Annotated in this window: 14 protein-coding genes; 5 read left to right on the top strand and 9 right to left on the bottom strand. The window is 48.2% G+C overall.

The features are described 5' to 3' along the window. Positions 1–4: 4 nt before the first annotated feature. From glnG to glnA, 4 genes are all read right to left on the bottom strand, one after another. Positions 5–1414, bottom strand: a complete 1410-nt coding sequence (gene glnG / locus VV1_RS04305; protein ID WP_011078959.1) for a nitrogen regulation protein NR(I) — start codon at positions 1412–1414, stop codon at positions 5–7. A gap of 18 nt (positions 1415–1432) precedes the next feature. Then, positions 1433–2485, bottom strand: a complete 1053-nt coding sequence (glnL, locus tag VV1_RS04300; RefSeq protein WP_011078958.1) for a nitrogen regulation protein NR(II) — start codon at positions 2483–2485, stop codon at positions 1433–1435. 128 nt (positions 2486–2613) lie between these two features. Beyond that, on the bottom strand, positions 2614–3150 hold the full coding sequence (locus tag VV1_RS04295) for a DUF4124 domain-containing protein (protein ID WP_011078957.1): 537 nt from the start codon (positions 3148–3150) through the stop codon (positions 2614–2616). A 197-nt stretch (positions 3151–3347) separates the two neighbouring features. Continuing rightward, positions 3348–4757, bottom strand: coding sequence for a glutamate--ammonia ligase (gene glnA / locus VV1_RS04290; protein ID WP_011078956.1), 1410 nt, complete (start codon positions 4755–4757; stop codon positions 3348–3350). Positions 4758–5287: 530 nt separating this feature from the next. On the opposite strand from glnA, the gene typA reads away from it, so the two are divergent. Next, on the top strand, positions 5288–7117 hold the full coding sequence (typA, locus tag VV1_RS04285) for a translational GTPase TypA (RefSeq protein WP_011078955.1): 1830 nt from the start codon (positions 5288–5290) through the stop codon (positions 7115–7117). 76 nt (positions 7118–7193) lie between these two features. After that, on the top strand, positions 7194–7715 hold the full coding sequence (locus VV1_RS04280) for an AAA family ATPase (protein ID WP_011078954.1): 522 nt from the start codon (positions 7194–7196) through the stop codon (positions 7713–7715). A gap of 57 nt (positions 7716–7772) precedes the next feature. Here VV1_RS04280 and VV1_RS04275 read toward each other — a convergent pair whose 3' ends face one another. Beyond that, the gene (locus VV1_RS04275; RefSeq protein WP_011078953.1) at positions 7773–8414 is read right to left on the bottom strand and encodes a DUF2959 domain-containing protein; all 642 of its coding nucleotides are present in this window, start codon (positions 8412–8414) and stop codon (positions 7773–7775) included. Between the two features lie 44 nt (positions 8415–8458). Here VV1_RS04275 and VV1_RS04270 point away from each other — a divergent pair, with 44 nt between their 5' ends. Genes VV1_RS04270 through VV1_RS04260 form a run of 3 tightly spaced genes read left to right on the top strand, consistent with a single transcriptional unit; the run spans position 8459 to position 10778 of the window. Further along, positions 8459–9400: a virulence factor BrkB family protein gene (locus tag VV1_RS04270; protein ID WP_011078952.1), complete on the top strand. Its 942-nt coding sequence runs from the start codon at positions 8459–8461 to the stop codon at positions 9398–9400. Then, complete coding sequence (gene dtd / locus VV1_RS04265; RefSeq protein WP_011078951.1) at positions 9375–9809, top strand: D-aminoacyl-tRNA deacylase; 435 nt, start codon at positions 9375–9377, stop codon at positions 9807–9809. The genes VV1_RS04270 and dtd overlap by 26 nt, the downstream gene beginning before the upstream one ends. Positions 9810–9851: 42 nt before the next feature. Beyond that, positions 9852–10778 (top strand): bifunctional GNAT family N-acetyltransferase/hotdog fold thioesterase, encoded by a 927-nt coding sequence (locus VV1_RS04260; protein ID WP_011078950.1) that lies wholly within the window; start codon positions 9852–9854, stop codon positions 10776–10778. A gap of 15 nt (positions 10779–10793) precedes the next feature. Here the strand turns inward: VV1_RS04260 and VV1_RS04255 are convergent, their stop codons facing one another. The 4 genes from VV1_RS04255 to hslR all read right to left on the bottom strand — a co-directional run bounded on the left by VV1_RS04255 (position 10794) and on the right by hslR (position 16113). Beyond that, positions 10794–12734 (bottom strand): AsmA family protein, encoded by a 1941-nt coding sequence (locus VV1_RS04255; protein ID WP_011078949.1) that lies wholly within the window; start codon positions 12732–12734, stop codon positions 10794–10796. Positions 12735–12857: 123 nt separating this feature from the next. Continuing rightward, entirely contained in the window at positions 12858–14486 is a 1629-nt protein-coding gene (gene pckA / locus VV1_RS04250) for a phosphoenolpyruvate carboxykinase (ATP) (protein WP_011078948.1), read from the bottom strand. 333 nt (positions 14487–14819) lie between these two features. Beyond that, a complete protein-coding gene (gene hslO, locus VV1_RS04245; protein WP_011078947.1) occupies positions 14820–15695 on the bottom strand; it encodes an Hsp33 family molecular chaperone HslO in 876 nt (291 codons plus the stop codon). A gap of 31 nt (positions 15696–15726) precedes the next feature. Then, positions 15727–16113 carry a ribosome-associated heat shock protein Hsp15 gene (gene hslR, locus VV1_RS04240; protein ID WP_011078946.1) on the bottom strand — a complete coding sequence of 129 codons (387 nt, stop codon included), beginning with the start codon at positions 16111–16113 and terminating at the stop codon, positions 15727–15729. Between the last annotated feature and the right edge of the window lie 337 nt (positions 16114–16450).

Here is a 16450-nt window from a genome sequence, read left to right as displayed (position 1 = left end):
GTGGTTAGTACAGCTCTTTTAGTTTTCTCGTCAACGTGTTGCGTCCCCAGCCTAAAACCTTGGCGGCATCCTGCTTGTGTCCATTGGTGTGCTTTAGTGCTGCTTCTAACAGTATACGTTCGAATTGAGGAAGTGCATAAGCCAGCAGTTCTTTTTCTCCAGATTCCAATGCGTGCTCAGCCCAGTTCGACAAGGTTTCTTGCCAAGTGCCAGAAGCGTTGTTGTCATCCACCACGCGTTTTTCATTGACCAACTCGCTAGGTAAATCACTTGGCAACACTTCACTGCCACTGGCCATTACGGTAAGCCAGCGACAAATGTTTTCCAACTGACGTACGTTGCCTGGCCAGTTCAAACGGTTAAGTATTTCCACAGTGCTGCCATGCAGTGTTTTGGCTTCTACACCGAGCTCTTCTGCGGCTCGCAGCAAGAAGTGCTGGGTCAGTTTTTCGATGTCTTGCTTGCGCTCGCGAAGGGCTGGGATCTGCACGCGAATGACATTGAGGCGGTGAAAAAGGTCTTCACGAAATTTGCCTTGTTGCACCAAACGTTCGAGGTTTTGATGGGTCGCCGCGACAATACGGACATCCACTTTAATTGGTGAGTGGCCACCGACACGATAGAACTGACCGTCTGCGAGCACGCGCAGGAGGCGGGTTTGAATATCAAGCGGCATGTCGCCGATCTCATCGAGAAACAACGTGCCCCCGTTGGCCTGTTCAAATCGACCTTGGCGCACCGAGTTGGCACCTGTAAACGCGCCTTTTTCGTGGCCAAACAGTTCGGACTCAATCAAATCCTTTGGGATGGCTGCCATGTTCAACGCAATAAAGGGTTTGCTTGAGCGAGGACTGTGGCGGTGCAAAGCATGGGCGACGAGCTCTTTACCAGTGCCTGACTCACCGTTAATCAGCACTGAAATGGAAGAGCGAGACAGGCGACCAATGGCGCGGAAAACCTCTTGCATCGCCGGTGCTTCACCGATGATTTCTGGGGTGTGCGCGGTGTGGGTCTGCGCTGAAGCCATTTGTTCACGCTTTTGTTCTTGGCCATGCGCGATGGCGCGCTCAACCAGCGTCAGCGTCTCATCGATATCGAAGGGTTTTGGCAGGTACTCAAACGCCCCTTTTTGGTACGCGTTAACCGCCGCATCCAAATCCGAATGTGCCGTCATGATGATGACGGGCAAATTCGGGCACTTCTCATGCACTTGACGCAGCAGTTCAATGCCATCGATGCCTGGCATGCGAATATCGGAGACTAAAACATCCGGGACTTCACGTTCTAACGCCATCAATACACTTTCGCCGTTGGCGTAGGTTTCGCATTTGATGTTGGCAGAGGATAAGGTTTTTTCCATTACCCAGCGAATCGAACTGTCGTCGTCGACAACCCAAACATAGCCTTTACTCATGACGTATTCCTTGCAGCGTTAAATTGGCAGATAAATCGTAAAATTGGTGTGCCCTGGCCAGCTTTCGACATCAATTTTGCCGTTATGCTGATCAATAAGGTTTTGAGAAATAGAAAGACCTAATCCTGTCCCGCCTTCTCGACCACTGACCATGGGGTAAAACAAAGTATCTTGAAGCTCAACGGGGATACCTGGCCCGTTATCCATAATTTCAATCCGGGCCGCCACTTTGCAGCGTTGGCCATGGATATTGGCCTGATGCACCGTTCTGGTGCGAATGGAGATTTTACCATCCTCTTGGTGAGCCAAAATTTGCGAAGCATTGCTAACGATATTGAGCATCGCCTGCTCTATTTGGTCAGCATCAATGTAAATATCGGGCAAGCTTGGATCATAGTCTCGCTCGATGACCAGCGTTTGTTCGGACTCCAGCTCCACAAGTTGGCGAACTTTTTCGAGAACTTGGTGAAGGTTGGTTTGTTGTTTTTTGCCCGGTTTTTGTGGGCCCAGTAGCCGGTCGACTAACGCGCGCAATCGGTCTGCCTGCTCAATAATGATCTGGGTGTATTCCGTTAATGAAGGATCGGGCAGCATTTTTTCCAGCAGTTGTGCTGCGCCACGTAGACCTCCTAGCGGGTTTTTGATTTCATGAGCGAGGCCTCGCACCAAGAGCTTTGCGGCTTGTTGTTGGGCGTGCTGGTTCATCTCCTGAGTGATTCGGCGCTGTTGGTCGACTTTACGCATCTCCATTAAGAGCATCAGCTCTCTTTCGATTGAAATCGGGCTGACTGTAACCTCCAGCAACAAAGGTTTGCCATCCACCACGAAAGTGACGTCACTGTCGGTAATGCTTTGTCCGCTTTGTAATGGCTGTGAAAGCAAGGCGAGATCGAGCGACGCATGCTGAATCAACTGCGAGAGTGGGTGGTGCACAATCCGCTTGGCACTTTGAGAAAACAATTGCTCTGCCGCAGGATTGGCGTGGTGTATTTGCAGCTCATCATCCAAGATGAGCGTCGCAGTCACCATGTTGCTGAGTATGGTATTTGAGAGAGCGGAATTCACCTTCACATCCTTGTCTTTGTTATCTTCTGGTGCATTGCACTAAGTTGGTGCAAATGAATTCAGTATGGCGGATTACAAAGACAAGAGAAAGGAGAATTTCCGTCTATCAGCTACTTAATATTGCCTGCAAGCCGCTATTTTATCTTGGTGCGATGAAGATGCACTGATATAGGGCTAGTTGATGCAATAAGCTTGCCGCTTCGTACGGCCTGAATGGCAATAATGTGCGTGCCGCGGTCGATGTTTTTGAGCTGCCACAATGTTGAGGTTTGTGGAGCACCGTAGCGATTGCCATCAAACACCAGTTGCAGCTGCTCACCAATGTCCAGCTTACGGTTGGTTTGAACCTGAATGGTGATGATCCCTTGATTACTGCGAATCGTGGCATCGTGGCTGGGAGACGCCAGTGTCAACGCAAGAGGTACCGCCTCTTGCTGTTGGCTTTTCGGTTTCTCTTTGGTCAGCTCTGCTGGTTTATCGAGAGATTGGGTTGATTCCACTTGAGGAGGGGGGGCACTGGCTTCGAGATCGGGCAGTTTGACGGTTTTCGCGCCATTGTTGGGGGTATCGCTCATGTGGAGCACGCCGTTGTCATCGACCCAAGTGTAGACAGTTTGGGCGCACACTAAAGGGGCGCTCAAAGAGAGAACCAGAGCAAAAAGCAATTTCATTGTTCACCTCCAAAGAGATGCGAGTTCACGTTAATAGAACGAAGCCTCTGCGGAGTGCAGGGTTCCGATATAGTTTTTGTTATAGCAAGGTTATGTTATTACTCGGTTTACATTTGGAAAATAAAAGAAAGGCTCGCCTGCGAGGCGAGCCTTAAAATTGATGTAACTAAGGTTACAAAGTTTACATAGTGAGCAAATTATACTGAGTAGTATAGTTCGAACTCTAGTGGGTGAACCGCAACGTTTACGCGCTCAACTTCTTTTGTTTTCAGCTCGATGTAAGAATCGATGAAATCATCAGAGAATACGCCACCTGCAGTTAGGAACTCACGGTCGTTGTCTAGGTACTCTAGCGCTTGTTTTAGCGATTCCGCTACTTTTGGAATCTCTGCCGCTTCTTCTGCTGGTAGATCGTACAGATCTTTGTCCATTGCTTCGCCTGGGTGGATCTTGTTCTTGATACCGTCAAGACCAGCCATCAGCATGGCTGCAAACGCTAGGTATGGGTTTGCTGCTGGATCTGGGAAGCGAACTTCGATACGACGCGCTTTCGGGCTTGGTACCACTGGGATACGGATAGAGGCAGAACGGTTACGCGCAGAGTAAGCTAGCATAACTGGTGCTTCGTAGTGTGGAACCAGACGCTTGTACGAGTTGGTTGATGGGTTAGTCAACGCGTTTAGTGCACGTGCGTGCTTGATGATGCCGCCGATATAGTAAAGCGCCATTTCAGATAGACCGCCGTACTTGTCACCAGCAAATAGGTTCACGCCATCTTTTGCTAGTGATTGGTGAACGTGCATACCAGAACCGTTGTCGCCGACGAGTGGCTTAGGCATAAAGGTTGCTGTTTTACCAAATGCGTGTGCAACGTTGTGTACCACGTACTTGTAGATTTGGATCTCGTCTGCTTTAGTCGTTAGTGTGTTAAAGCGAGTTGCGATCTCGTTTTGACCCGCTGTCGCTACTTCATGGTGGTGCGCTTCAACAACAAGGCCCATCTCTTCCATCACTAGACACATTGCCGAGCGTAGGTCTTGTGAAGAATCCACTGGAGCTACAGGGAAGTAACCACCCTTCACGCCTGGACGGTGACCTTTGTTACCGTTTTCGTAGTCAGAACCTGTGTTCCATGCCGCTTCTACGTCGTCGATCTTGAAGAAAGACCCCGACATGTCAGTGGCGAATTTTACATCGTCAAACAGGAAGAACTCTGGCTCTGGACCAACTAGAACGGTGTCTGCAAGACCAGTAGAGCGCATGTACTCTTCAGCGCGTTTCGCGATAGAGCGTGGGTCACGGTCGTAACCTTGCATCGTTGCAGGTTCTAGGATGTCACAACGGATGTTTAGCGTTGCTTCTTCAGTAAATGGGTCTAGAACAGCTGAAGATGCGTCAGGCATCATCACCATGTCTGATTCGTTAATACCTTTCCAGCCAGCAACAGACGAACCATCGAACATTTTACCGTCTTCGAAGAAGTCAGCATCGATTTGGTGAGAAGGAATAGAGATGTGCTGCTCTTTACCTTTAGTATCGGTAAAACGCAGGTCAACAAACTTAACTTCGTTTTCTTGGATCAGCGATAAAACGTTTTCTACTGACATCTTGGATAACCTCCAGTGTTATTAAAGCGGTAATAGTCAGATTCGGTTTGGAATCCAGCATTGATTAATTTCATTTCATTCTTATTAATCGATGCTGATTCTTACAAAGCTAAAAGCGTGCCAATTTTTTAAGTCCATATTAATCATGCACTTGCTTTGTTTTGTGTGCATCCGCTCTTCCTTTGTGCACCAAAATGATCCTTGAGTGCACCTTAATGGTGCGAATTAATGTTCGTTGCACCATTGTGAATCATAAGCGCGATCCATTTCGCCCCTGTTTGTTGCTTTTGTCAACGATCGTGTGCTCATCTTTGCATAAAAGCTTGATAGAGTGAGGCGGCTCGAGAAATGGTTGGGGTTGAAGAGGGGCGATTAGCGTCAATAAAAGAAAAATACTCACGAATAGATCACATATTTCTGGGTTTTTTATCAAAATCTGGTACATTATGGCCGTTTTTTTAATCAAACCGGGCTTTGTTTAAAAAGTGAGCGGTTTGAGTAATATTGTCTAAACAAGTGAATCAGAATCCATGACGACTCCACAGATTGATAAATTAAGAAATATCGCGATCATCGCGCACGTTGACCACGGTAAAACAACACTGGTTGATAAATTGCTGCAGCAATCGGGCACTTTACAATCTCGCGGCGATGTAGAAGAGCGAGTCATGGACTCGAACGACATCGAAAAAGAGCGTGGCATTACCATTTTGGCGAAAAACACCGCTATCCGTTGGAATGACTACCGCATCAATATCGTAGATACCCCGGGACACGCGGACTTCGGTGGCGAAGTTGAGCGTATTATGTCGATGGTAGACTGCGTACTGCTTATCGTTGACGCAGTAGATGGCCCAATGCCACAAACGCGTTTTGTAACGCAAAAAGCATTCGCACACGGCCTTAAGCCAATCGTTGTAATCAACAAGATCGACCGTCCAGGTGCGCGTCCTGATTGGGTTATGGACCAAGTGTTCGACCTATTCGACAACCTAGGTGCAACTGACGAACAGCTCGATTTCAAAGTGGTTTACGCTTCAGCACTTAACGGTTGGGCTTCTCTAGAAGAAGGCGAAACTGGCGAAGACATGGAACCACTATTCCAAACGATCGTTGATGTAGTTGATGCGCCAAATGTTGACCTTGATGGTCCACTACAGATGCAAATCTCTCAGCTCGATTACAGCTCATACGTGGGTGTTATCGGTGTTGGTCGTGTGACTCGTGGTAAAGTGAAAGCAAACCAACAAGTAACCATCGTTGGTGCTGATGGCAAAACACGTAACGGTAAAGTGGGCACGGTACTGGGTTACATGGGCCTTGAGCGTCACGAAGTTGAACAAGCAACTGCGGGCGACATCATCGCAATCACTGGTCTTGGCGAGCTAAAAATCTCAGACACCATCTGTGATGTAAACAAGCCAGAAGCGTTGCCAGCATTGTCTGTTGATGAACCAACCGTCACCATGACGTTCCAAGTAAACACCTCTCCGTTTGCGGGTCTTGAAGGTAAATACGTGACTTCACGTAACATCCTTGAGCGTCTTGAGAAGGAACTGGTTCACAACGTAGCACTGCGCGTTGAGCAAACAGAAGATCCAGACAAATTCCGTGTTTCAGGCCGTGGTGAGCTTCACCTATCTATCCTGATCGAGAACATGCGTCGTGAAGGCTTTGAGCTTGCAGTATCGCGTCCAGAAGTAATCCTGAAAGAAGAAAACGGCCAGCTAATGGAACCGTTCGAAACCGTAACCATCGACGTTCAAGAAGAACACCAAGGTGGCATTATGGAGAAGATCGGTATGCGTAAAGGCGAACTGAAAGACATGTCTCCAGATGGTAAAGGCCGTGTTCGTTTGGACTTTATGATGCCATCTCGTGGTCTGATCGGTTTCCAAACAGAGTTCATGACACTGACTTCGGGTTCAGGTCTTCTTTACCATACGTTTGATCACTACGGCCCACACAAAGGCGGTAACATCGGTCAACGTATCAACGGTGTATTGATTGCGAACGCAGCGGGTAAAGCGCTAACTAACGCGCTATTTAACCTGCAAGAGCGTGGTCGTCTCTTCATCGGTCACGGTGTGGAAGTGTATGAAGGTATGGTTATTGGTATTCACAGCCGTGATAACGACCTAACTGTAAACGCACTGAAAGGCAAGCAGCTAACCAACGTTCGTGCTTCTGGTACGGATGACGCACAGGTGCTAACGCCGCCAATCACGATGACCCTAGAACAAGCACTAGAGTTCATCGATGACGACGAGCTAGTAGAAGTAACGCCGGAAAACATCCGTATTCGTAAGAAGTTCCTAACGGAAAGCGATCGTAAACGTGCTTCTCGCGAAGCGAAGTAATTACGCTTTCGGTTAATTAAATGAGAAACCCTGAGTTGGCAACGACTCAGGGTTTTTGTTTATTTAGGAGCAAAACATGGATTTGGTGATCATCAGTGGTGGCCCCGGAGCGGGTAAAACCACGTTAATTAATGCGCTGTCGGCACAGGGTTACATGACTTTTGCGGAAGGCTCTCGCACATTGATCGAGGAGCAAAGTGTACGCGCTGACGGCATTCTGCCCTGGACCAATCTTCCCGCGTTCGCTGAGTTGTGTTTGGCGTTGATGAGTGAGCAAAAGCGCCAAGCCAGTGGTGCCACAGTCGCGTTTTTCGACCGCGCCATTCCCGATATCATTGGCTATCTCAAAATGGGGCGCTGTGAGGTGCCCACCGCGTTGCATCAGGCCAGTCAAGGCTATTACGCCAAAGTGTTCGTCTGCAAACCAGAGTCGTCCATTTATGTCCAAGACGAAGTGCGGCCACACACGTTTGCCGAAGCGTTGCAGATTCATCAAATGTTGGTGGAATGCTACCGTGAGCTAGGCTATCAAGTGGTGGAAGTGCCGTGGGGAAGTGTGGCTGAGCGAGTGGCGTTTATTCTGCAGTATGTAAGGTGAACAGCCTCTAGCGAGGCGCAACAAAAAAACCTCCCGAAAGCAGGAGGTTTGAGAAGCTTACTGCTGGTTGAGTTTTTGCAAGAACTTGTCGGATTCGGCTATTGCAGCGTTCATTTGCGAGATGGCATTGGCGATCTCTTTTTCCAAGCTCATGAACTCGCCTTGCAACGAACCAACGGCGCTGGCGTTGAGGTTGTGTTTCAAATACAAGGTATTGTCGCGCAGCGTGTTGAGCACTGGCGTCATTTTTTGCTCCGCTCGTTTCATCGCTTTGAGCATCTGTTGATAAGAGGCTTTGGTCTCCTTGAGCTTTTGTTCGCTAGAGCGGCGCAGCTTGGCATTGGTGTAAAGTGCGAGCTCTTGTTGCCATTCATCGAACAAAGCATCCGAGACATCTTCAATCGCTGCAATGCGATCGCGCACTTCCTGCGCCGCTTTTTCACTCTCTTGGTACTGGTCGTTGATTTGGTTATACACCTCTTCCAATTCACCGCCATTAAATTGGGTTAGGCTGGATAAAGCCTGCAAGGCGCTGGTAAACTCTTGTTGGGCCTCTTGCTGAGATTCTTTGGCGTCTTCGACTCGGTCGACCATGATCTCACGTTTGTGGTAACCCACTTTTTCCATTGCAGAGTAGTATGCGGACTGACAACCAGTCAGGGCAAAAATCGTTAGTAGTATGGTGATTAAATAAGGCATGCTTATTTCTCAATGATCTATTTAAGTTACGTATGGTTAGGACTATGAACCAGTTGTTTGGCAGTGACAAGTTGAGATTGCCGCAAAGGGCGCAAGCGGGCATTGCATTTGTTCGTTATTTGATAGCGCGCATGAATCATGACCGGATTAATGTGAATGCCGGTTACTTGGCGTATATCACGCTACTTTCGATTGTTCCTATGCTCACCGTTCTCTTATCCATTTTGTCGAAGTTTTCCGTTTTTGAGAACGTTGGTAGCGTATTGCAAAGTTTCATTATCAATAACTTTGTACCCGCATCGGGAGACGCTGTTCATGCGGCATTGCAAGAGTTTATCGCGAACACGGGCAAAATGACGGCGGTGGGGGCGGCGTTTCTGTTTGTGGCGGCGTTGATGCTGATTTCCAACATCGACAAGAATCTCAACTATATTTGGAGAGTGAAGAAGAAGCGTCGTGCGGTGTTCTCGTTTTCGATGTATTGGATGGTGTTGACGCTTGGGCCGATTTTGGTCGGAGCCAGTATTGCGGCCACCTCTTACATCACCTCACTGCGTTTACTTGATAGTGAAGCGATCTCGACCGTTTACGATCAGTTGCTGCGTTGGCTGCCATTTATCCTCTCTTCTTCGGCCTTCGTTGGTCTTTATTTGTTGGTGCCGAATAAGAAGGTGCAGTTTTCTCATGCTGTCGTTGGTGCCATGATTGCGGCGGTGTTATTTGAGCTTAGTAAAAAAGGTTTTGCTGCGTACATTACACAGTTTCCGTCGTATCAACTGATTTACGGCGCTTTAGCCGCCATTCCGATTCTTTTTGTTTGGGTGTATCTCTGTTGGTTGATTGTTTTAATCGGTGCTGAAGTCACCGCTGCACTCGGTGAACGGGAGCACTGGAGGCCAGCTGAGGACGTGATACAATCGTTGCCAAACAATGACACAGAATTAGAAAAGGATACTCAACGTGATCGCTTTGATTCAGAGAGTTAGTGAAGCGGCTGTACGCGTCGATGGTGAAGTGGTTGGTCAGATAGACAAGGGACTTTTGGTGTTACTCGGCGTAGAAAAAGACGACGATGAGGCCAAAGCCAAGCGTTTGATGGAGAGAGTCACGACCTACCGCGTGTTTGAAGACAGCGAAGGAAAAATGAACCTCAACGTGCAGCAAGTGGACGGTAAGGTGTTGGTGGTTTCGCAATTTACTTTGCCTGCCGATACCAAAAAAGGCACGCGTGCTGGTTTTTCTCGTGGTGCACATCCTGCTGATGCTGAGCGTTTATACGACTATTTCTCCGATTTGTGTCAGCAAGTGCTACCAACGGAGCGTGGACGATTTGCTGCGGATATGAAAGTCTCGTTAATTAACGATGGCCCAGTGACGTTTTGGTTACAGGTATAGTGACCCCAAAAACGGGCGAATAATGCATGGAAAAGGAATTTTATGTTTAAACTGATCACCCCAGAAACGGACAATCAACTGAACAAGTATTTCCACTTCCGTTGGCAAATGCTGCGCGAACCTTGGCGCATGCCGATAGGCTCTGAGCGCGATGAATACGATCCGATGAGCCATCATCGTATGATTGTGGATGGCCGAGGTCGTCCGATTGCGATTGGCCGTCTTTACATCACGCCGGATAATGAAGGTCAAATTCGTTATATGGCGGTCAAAGGCAATCGCCGCAGCAAAGGCATGGGTTCGTTAGTGCTGGTTGCGTTAGAGTCGCTAGCGCGTCAAGAAGGGGCGAAACGCTTAGTGTGTAACGCGCGTGAAGATGCCATTTCCTTTTATCAAAAGAATGGTTTTGAACGTCGCGGTGAGCTGACTGACGAGCGCGGACCTGTTCGTCACCAACAAATGGTGAAGCCATTGGACCCGATGGCGAATGTGCTGCGCAAACCAGAATGGTGCACCGAGCTGCAAGACCGTTGGGAAAAGCAAATTCCAATCGCCGACAAAATGGGCATCAAAATTAACCAATACACCGGTTATCAATTTGAGTGCTGCGCGCAGCTTAATCCCAATCTCAACCCCCACAACACCTTGTTTGCGGGTTCAGCCTTTACCTTGGCGACGCTAACGGGGTGGGGGATGGCGTGGCTGTTACTCAAAGAGCGTGGTTTGAAAGGCGATATCGTGCTGGCAGACAGCAACATTCGCTATCGTCATCCAGTGGATAAAACGCCGATTGCGAGCACCTCGCTCGATGGGATCAGTGGCGATTTAGATCGCCTTGCCAGTGGCCGTAAAGCGCGCATTGTTATCTTGGTGACCATTTACAGTGGTGATGTCGCGGCGGTGGAGTTTACCGGTACTTACATGCTGCTGCCGAACTACAAAAAGCAATTGGAACAGCAGCAGGCGTAATGGAATTTGACTGCATTAAGAGGCCGCGTTTTCGGCCTCTTCTGTTTGAGCCAGTGGAGTCTCTTGCGCCGCTTGGCTTTGCTCTGGGCATTGATTTACGCGTTGATGTTCGTCTGACATCATATCGCCACTCAATTGTTGGCAGCCCATTTTTACTTGGTAGCGAATGCCACCTTGTTCCGGCGCAGTAAGATCGCTCGCACCACCGATCGTGCCCTCGATGTCGGGGCCTTGCAGTTTGACGGGAGCGAGGGTGAGTTTGCCTCTCTCCATACTCAAGCTGATTTCAGAGACTTGCAGAGGAAGAATGTTCCCTTCATCAAATGGCGTGTAGGCTTCGTGTAGGCGAGCATGAACGCCACCGGTCAGTGAATGGGAAAACATCGCCCAGTCGCCACCCAACCCCGTTGCACTGACATCAATACTGCTGATGGCATTGAGATCAAAAGGCAATGGCAGCTGTGACAGCAATAAGCCCATGGGTAAACCATCTGCATTAAGTGTGGCTTGCCACGGTTTACTTAAACTGTTGAGTTGCAATTGGCCATAAGCCTCAATATAACCCTGTTTGAGCGGTGCAAAGAGACGGTCAAGTTGCCAAAGCCCATCGTCGCTGTGCATTTCCACTAGCGGATGGGAGCTCAATATATCTTGATAACTGGCGTTGGCCGCCGTGGCCCGCAGCTTGCCTTGCCACAATCCGAGTTGTTGCTCTTGTTTGAGCAGCAATTTTTCCCCATCGATATTGAGACCAGAGAGCTGCCAGTAAGGCTGGCGAATCAATTGGATAAACTGACTGCGCTCGATGTTCAGTCGTTCTACACTCACGTGTGACGTATTTTCAAGCCATTGCCAAAGCCATGCGCCTTCGCCAGGTTGCTCTGCCGCCCACTTCACGTTGTTGACCATGAGCTGATCCAGCGCTATCGCATCGGGCTTGAGTGTGCCAGAGAAGAGAAGGTTCCCTTGTTGCCACTGAGCAGACGCTTCCTCTACGTTAATGGCGTTGGGATCGAGGGTGAATTTGATGCGCGGCTCAACCCACACGTTGTGCTGATCTTGCACGCTCTCTGCTGAGAAGGAAATGAGCCCCTGTTGCTGCTGCCAAAGTGAGAAAGGCAAGGTCAAATTTTCACTACTCAGTTCAAAGTTGATCAAGCGGTAATCTTCTAACGCGAGTGAACTGCGTAAGATGTCCAAGCTGTTGATGTGGGTAATCTGCGAGCCAAACCTCTTCCATGGCTTAGCCAAAATGGACGTGAGTTGCTGCTGTGATAAATCGAGACCTTCAACGGTGACATTGACCAATGACCAACCTTGCGGGTATTGCTCCGCTTGGCCAGAGACTTTCGCGCCACGCCAAGACAAAGACAGACCATAAAGGGTGCTGTCTTGAGGTTTGTAATCGATATCGAGCAAAGGTTGGTTAAACGCTTCGCCCTGCCAGTAAAGCTGCTGTGCGGAGAACTGAATCTCACCGAAAGGAATGAACTGATCGCTGCGTTGCCATTGAGGTTGCTTTACCTGAAACTTAATACCGCGCGCACTCAACTGGTTGTCGGCGTAATCGAGGTTTGAAATGGCCAATTGGTGAATCTGTACGGTGTTGGGAATAAACGTTTTTGGCGAGCGGGAAAGACCGGTTTGTAGACTCAAACCATCCAGTAACACACTGGCAATTTGCACGCGTCCGTTGGCATACAGATCTGGGCTTAGCCAAATCTCCAACTGTTCAACATAGCTCACTTCATTATGCGCAAAAGAGACATTCTTAAACGAAAAATGGTCAGGATACTGATAGTGGACCAACTCAGCTTGCATGCCAAGCCCGCTGAACTGACTGAGCTGATTAAACACTTGGCTGGCATAGCGCGTTTGTAAGCTCACTAGAATGCTGATTGGAATTAGAGCGATGACAATCAACAAAAGCGCGACACTGATTAGTGCTTTTTTCATCCCTGCCTACTGATCACTAACGTTTGCAAATAAGTGCAGATAAGCTTGGCTTAATTTTCGCAACGATTCAATAAAAAAGCCCCTCAGGTGAGGGGCTTAAGTTTGCTTTTCGTAGCTAGGTCACTAATCGAGTTGTGGGCCTGCAGCCACAAGTGATTGACCTTCCGCGTTGTCGGTGTACTTAGCGAAGTTGTTGATAAAGCGTTGAGCAAGATCTTGCGCTTTGCTTTCCCACTGTAGCGGGTCAACGTAAGTGTCACGTGGATCAAGGATGGTTGGATCCACACCAGGAAGTGATGTTGGTACTTCTAGATTGAAGATAGGCACGTGTTTGGTTGGCGCTTCTTCAATAGAACCATCAAGGATCGCATCGATAATACCGCGCGTATCTTGGATTGAGATACGCTTGCCGCTACCGTTCCAACCGGTATTGACGAGGTAGGCTTCTGCCCCTGCTTCTTCCATACGTTTTACCAGTACTTCAGCGTACTTGGTTGGGTGAAGCGTCAGGAACGCGGCACCAAAACACGCAGAGAAAGTTGGTGTTGGTTCAGTAATACCACGCTCAGTACCAGCCAACTTCGCAGTAAAGCCAGATAGGAAGTGATACTTAGTTTGTTCTGGGGTCAGTTTAGACACCGGAGGTAACACGCCAAACGCATCGGCAGAAAGGAAGATCACTTTGTTGGCATGACCGCCTTTTGATACTGGCTTAACGATGTTTTCAATGTGATGGATTGGGTAAGAAACGCGAGTGTTCTCGGTTTTCGAACCATCATCAAAGTTGATCGAGCCGTCATTGCGAACAGTTACGTTTTCAAGCAGTGCATCGCGGCGGATGGCATTGTAAATATCAGGCTCAGCTTCTTTCGACAGCTTGATGGTTTTCGCGTAACAACCACCTTCGAAGTTAAACACACCGTCGTCATCCCAGCCGTGCTCGTCATCGCCAATCAGCGCGCGTTTTGGATCGGTCGACAGCGTTGTTTTACCCGTACCAGATAGACCGAAGAAGATCGCCACATCACCTTCTTTGCCCATGTTGGCAGAACAGTGCATCGACGCAATGCCTTTAAGAGGCAGGAAGTAGTTCATCATCGCGAACATGCCTTTCTTCATCTCACCGCCGTACCAAGTACCGCCGATCAACTGCATGCGCTCAGTTAGGTTAAACACCGTGAAGTTTTCAGAGTTCAGACCGTGCTCTTTCCACTTTTGGTTGGTGCATTTTGCACCGTTCATCACCACGAAATCAGGCTCAAAGCTGGCCAATTCTTCTTCGGTTGGGCGGATGAACATGTTCTTAACGAAATGCGCTTGCCACGCCACTTCGGTGATGACTCGAATGCTAAGACGGGTATCAGGGTTGGCACCACAATAACCATCAATGACAAAAACGCGCTTGCCAGAAAGCTGGTTAGTGACCAGTTGTTTTAGGTCATTCCACACTTCTTGTGTGATTGGCTTGTTATCGTTCGGGACGGCTGGTGTTGTCCACCACATATGTTCTTCGGTTGTCGCATCTTTCACAATGTATTTGTCTTTTGGTGAGCGGCCAGTGAAGATGCCTGTGTCTACAGCCACCGCGCCGAGCTCTGTCACTACGCCTTTTTCGTAGCCTTCGAGATCAGCTCGAGTCTCTTCTGCAAACAGCATTTCGTAACTTGGGTTGCGCACAACCTCTTTTACGTTGCGAAGACCATGCTTGGTTAGATCAATTGATGCAGCCTTTGTATGTTCCATAACGGTCATAGGTGCTCCTTATAGGATTTTTGTAGGGATTTTGTAAGAATTTATTAATTTTTCTGCTCACCATGCTAACAACGGGTGGGGGAGAAAACAGGGATATAGTTCAAAAATTACCCTTAATTTTCCTATGGTTTTAGGTGTCCCGTCACATATTGGCTGAGATAGTTTATCGCGCACGCAAACCTTTGCGCTAGATCAAAAGAATTATTAATTGCCAAAAATTAAGGGGTTATTTAATTACGTATAAACCCATGTTTTATCGGGTTTTGATCACAAAAAGGCCAGCATAAGCTGGCCTTTTGATGGGTAAATTACGTGCTTGGTAAAGCGGGTAAATTAATGCAGCGTTTTTGGCTCCGATGCTGCCTCTTCGTACAACTTGTTGACGTCAGATTCATCAAACGAATAAGTCGTGCCGCAGTAATCACAATGTAAAGAAACGGATCCATCAGATGCCAAAATGTCATAAATTTCATTTTTGTCGACGGTCACGATCGCCGCGCCACTGCGTTCACGTGAGCAACCACAACGGAACTCGACATTTTGCGGTTCAAACAGACGCACTTGCTCTTGATTGTAGAGACGGTAAAGTAGCTCGTTTGCTGGTAGCGTGAACAACTCTTCGTTTTTCACCGTATTGGTCAATTGCTCCAGATGCTCAAAATCATTTTCTGAACCAGTACCGTCAGGCATGACTTGAATCAGCATACCCGCTGCGTGTGCTTTGCCTTCGTGCTCGCCCGTACGGATCCAGATGCGGGTTTTCAACTGCTCAGAGCGTTCAAAATAGCCTTCCAGAACTTGCTCAAGGTTGTCACCTTCTAGGCCAACGATACCTTGGTAACGCTCGCCTTTTTTCGGTTCGATGGTGATGACCATATAACCTTTGCCCATCATATCGTGTAGGGTCGCGTCGTCGGCAATATGGCCTTCCCAGCGAGCCACACCGCGGATTTTCTGCTCATTGTCACCATTGATCACAGCCAGTGAAACAGGGCCATCACCTTGTAGCTGAATCGTGATTGAGCCTTCAAACTTTAAAGTTGCAGTCAGAAGAGTGGTAGAAACCAATAGCTCACCAAGCAGTTTTTGTAGGGCTGCCGGATAATCCTTGCTAGAAATAATTCGCTGATACGCTTCATCCAGTTGTACCAACTCGCCACGTACTGAAAGATCTTCAAATAAGTAGCGATTCAAAACATTGCTTGCCATTTAGCGATTCCTCGTAGGTATTTTCCGGCTTTTACTGGTGTTTAAATTTGATAATGTCGCGGCGCTGCTTTTTATCTGGGCGGCGATCTGGACTTGGGTTATGCGCGTTGAGTTTACGTTGCATTGCTTGTGCTTCTCGCTTTGCTTGGCTCTCTTGCGTTTCGCTATAGAGCGTTTGTGCTTCTGGTGCGCCACGTCGCTGAGTGGATAGCTTTTCTATCACAACCGTTTTTTCTTCATTGCCTTGGCGAAGTTTCAATACCGCGCCCACTTCGACAATCTTACTGGGCTTTGCACGTTGGCCATTATAGTGGACTTTACCGCCATCGACCATATCGCGAGCGATTGAACGGGTTTTGTAAAATCTTGCAGCCCACAGCCATTTATCGAGCCTAACGGCTTCATTTGGGGAACTCATGGTCACTTTTACTCTCTAATCACTGCTGTGAATGATTGAATCTTGCACTTTACAATGGTGACTTACCGCAAATTTTTCAAGGCAGTTGGCAAAATCGGAATCAGAGAGGCGTGTCACAAGCAAGCTGTGATATAGTGCAAAGCTCTGTGTCGAAGCGAGATTTATCGACGCAACAACAGCATAACGTGCTGTTTTAGGAGAGCATTTTTCCACCTTGATCAGGAAAAGTGCGAGCGATTATCTTCAGTCGAATAAAGAAAGATAAATCGCAGTGCGTTCAAGCAAAGAAAGTGAAAGCGCAAAATTTAAACAGTGAAAGGAACCGATTGAGTGAAAC

The organism is Vibrio vulnificus CMCP6, from assembly GCF_000039765.1.
Taxonomy (GTDB): Bacteria; Pseudomonadota; Gammaproteobacteria; order Enterobacterales; family Vibrionaceae; genus Vibrio; species Vibrio vulnificus_B.
The sequence above is the reverse complement of the archived record's forward strand: the minus strand, read 5'-3'. Positions and strand labels throughout refer to the sequence as shown.

Excerpts from the sequence above, each read along its gene's own strand:
- VV1_RS04295 (WP_011078957.1), bottom strand. The coding sequence starts at position 3,150 with ATGAAATTGCTTTTTGCTCTGGTTCTCTCTTTGAGCGCCCCTTTAGTG.
- typA (WP_011078955.1), top strand. The coding sequence starts at position 5,288 with ATGACGACTCCACAGATTGATAAATTAAGAAATATCGCGATCATCGCG.
- VV1_RS04260 (WP_011078950.1), top strand. The coding sequence starts at position 9,852 with ATGTTTAAACTGATCACCCCAGAAACGGACAATCAACTGAACAAGTAT.
- VV1_RS04280 (WP_011078954.1), top strand. The coding sequence starts at position 7,194 with ATGGATTTGGTGATCATCAGTGGTGGCCCCGGAGCGGGTAAAACCACG.
- hslR (WP_011078946.1), bottom strand. The coding sequence starts at position 16,113 with ATGAGTTCCCCAAATGAAGCCGTTAGGCTCGATAAATGGCTGTGGGCT.
- glnA (WP_011078956.1), bottom strand. The coding sequence starts at position 4,757 with ATGTCAGTAGAAAACGTTTTATCGCTGATCCAAGAAAACGAAGTTAAG.
- VV1_RS04275 (WP_011078953.1), bottom strand. The coding sequence starts at position 8,414 with ATGCCTTATTTAATCACCATACTACTAACGATTTTTGCCCTGACTGGT.
- pckA (WP_011078948.1), bottom strand. The coding sequence starts at position 14,486 with ATGACCGTTATGGAACATACAAAGGCTGCATCAATTGATCTAACCAAG.
- VV1_RS04270 (WP_011078952.1), top strand. The coding sequence starts at position 8,459 with ATGAACCAGTTGTTTGGCAGTGACAAGTTGAGATTGCCGCAAAGGGCG.
- glnG (WP_011078959.1), bottom strand. The coding sequence starts at position 1,414 with ATGAGTAAAGGCTATGTTTGGGTTGTCGACGACGACAGTTCGATTCGC.
- VV1_RS04255 (WP_011078949.1), bottom strand. The coding sequence starts at position 12,734 with ATGAAAAAAGCACTAATCAGTGTCGCGCTTTTGTTGATTGTCATCGCT.
- hslO (WP_011078947.1), bottom strand. The coding sequence starts at position 15,695 with ATGGCAAGCAATGTTTTGAATCGCTACTTATTTGAAGATCTTTCAGTA.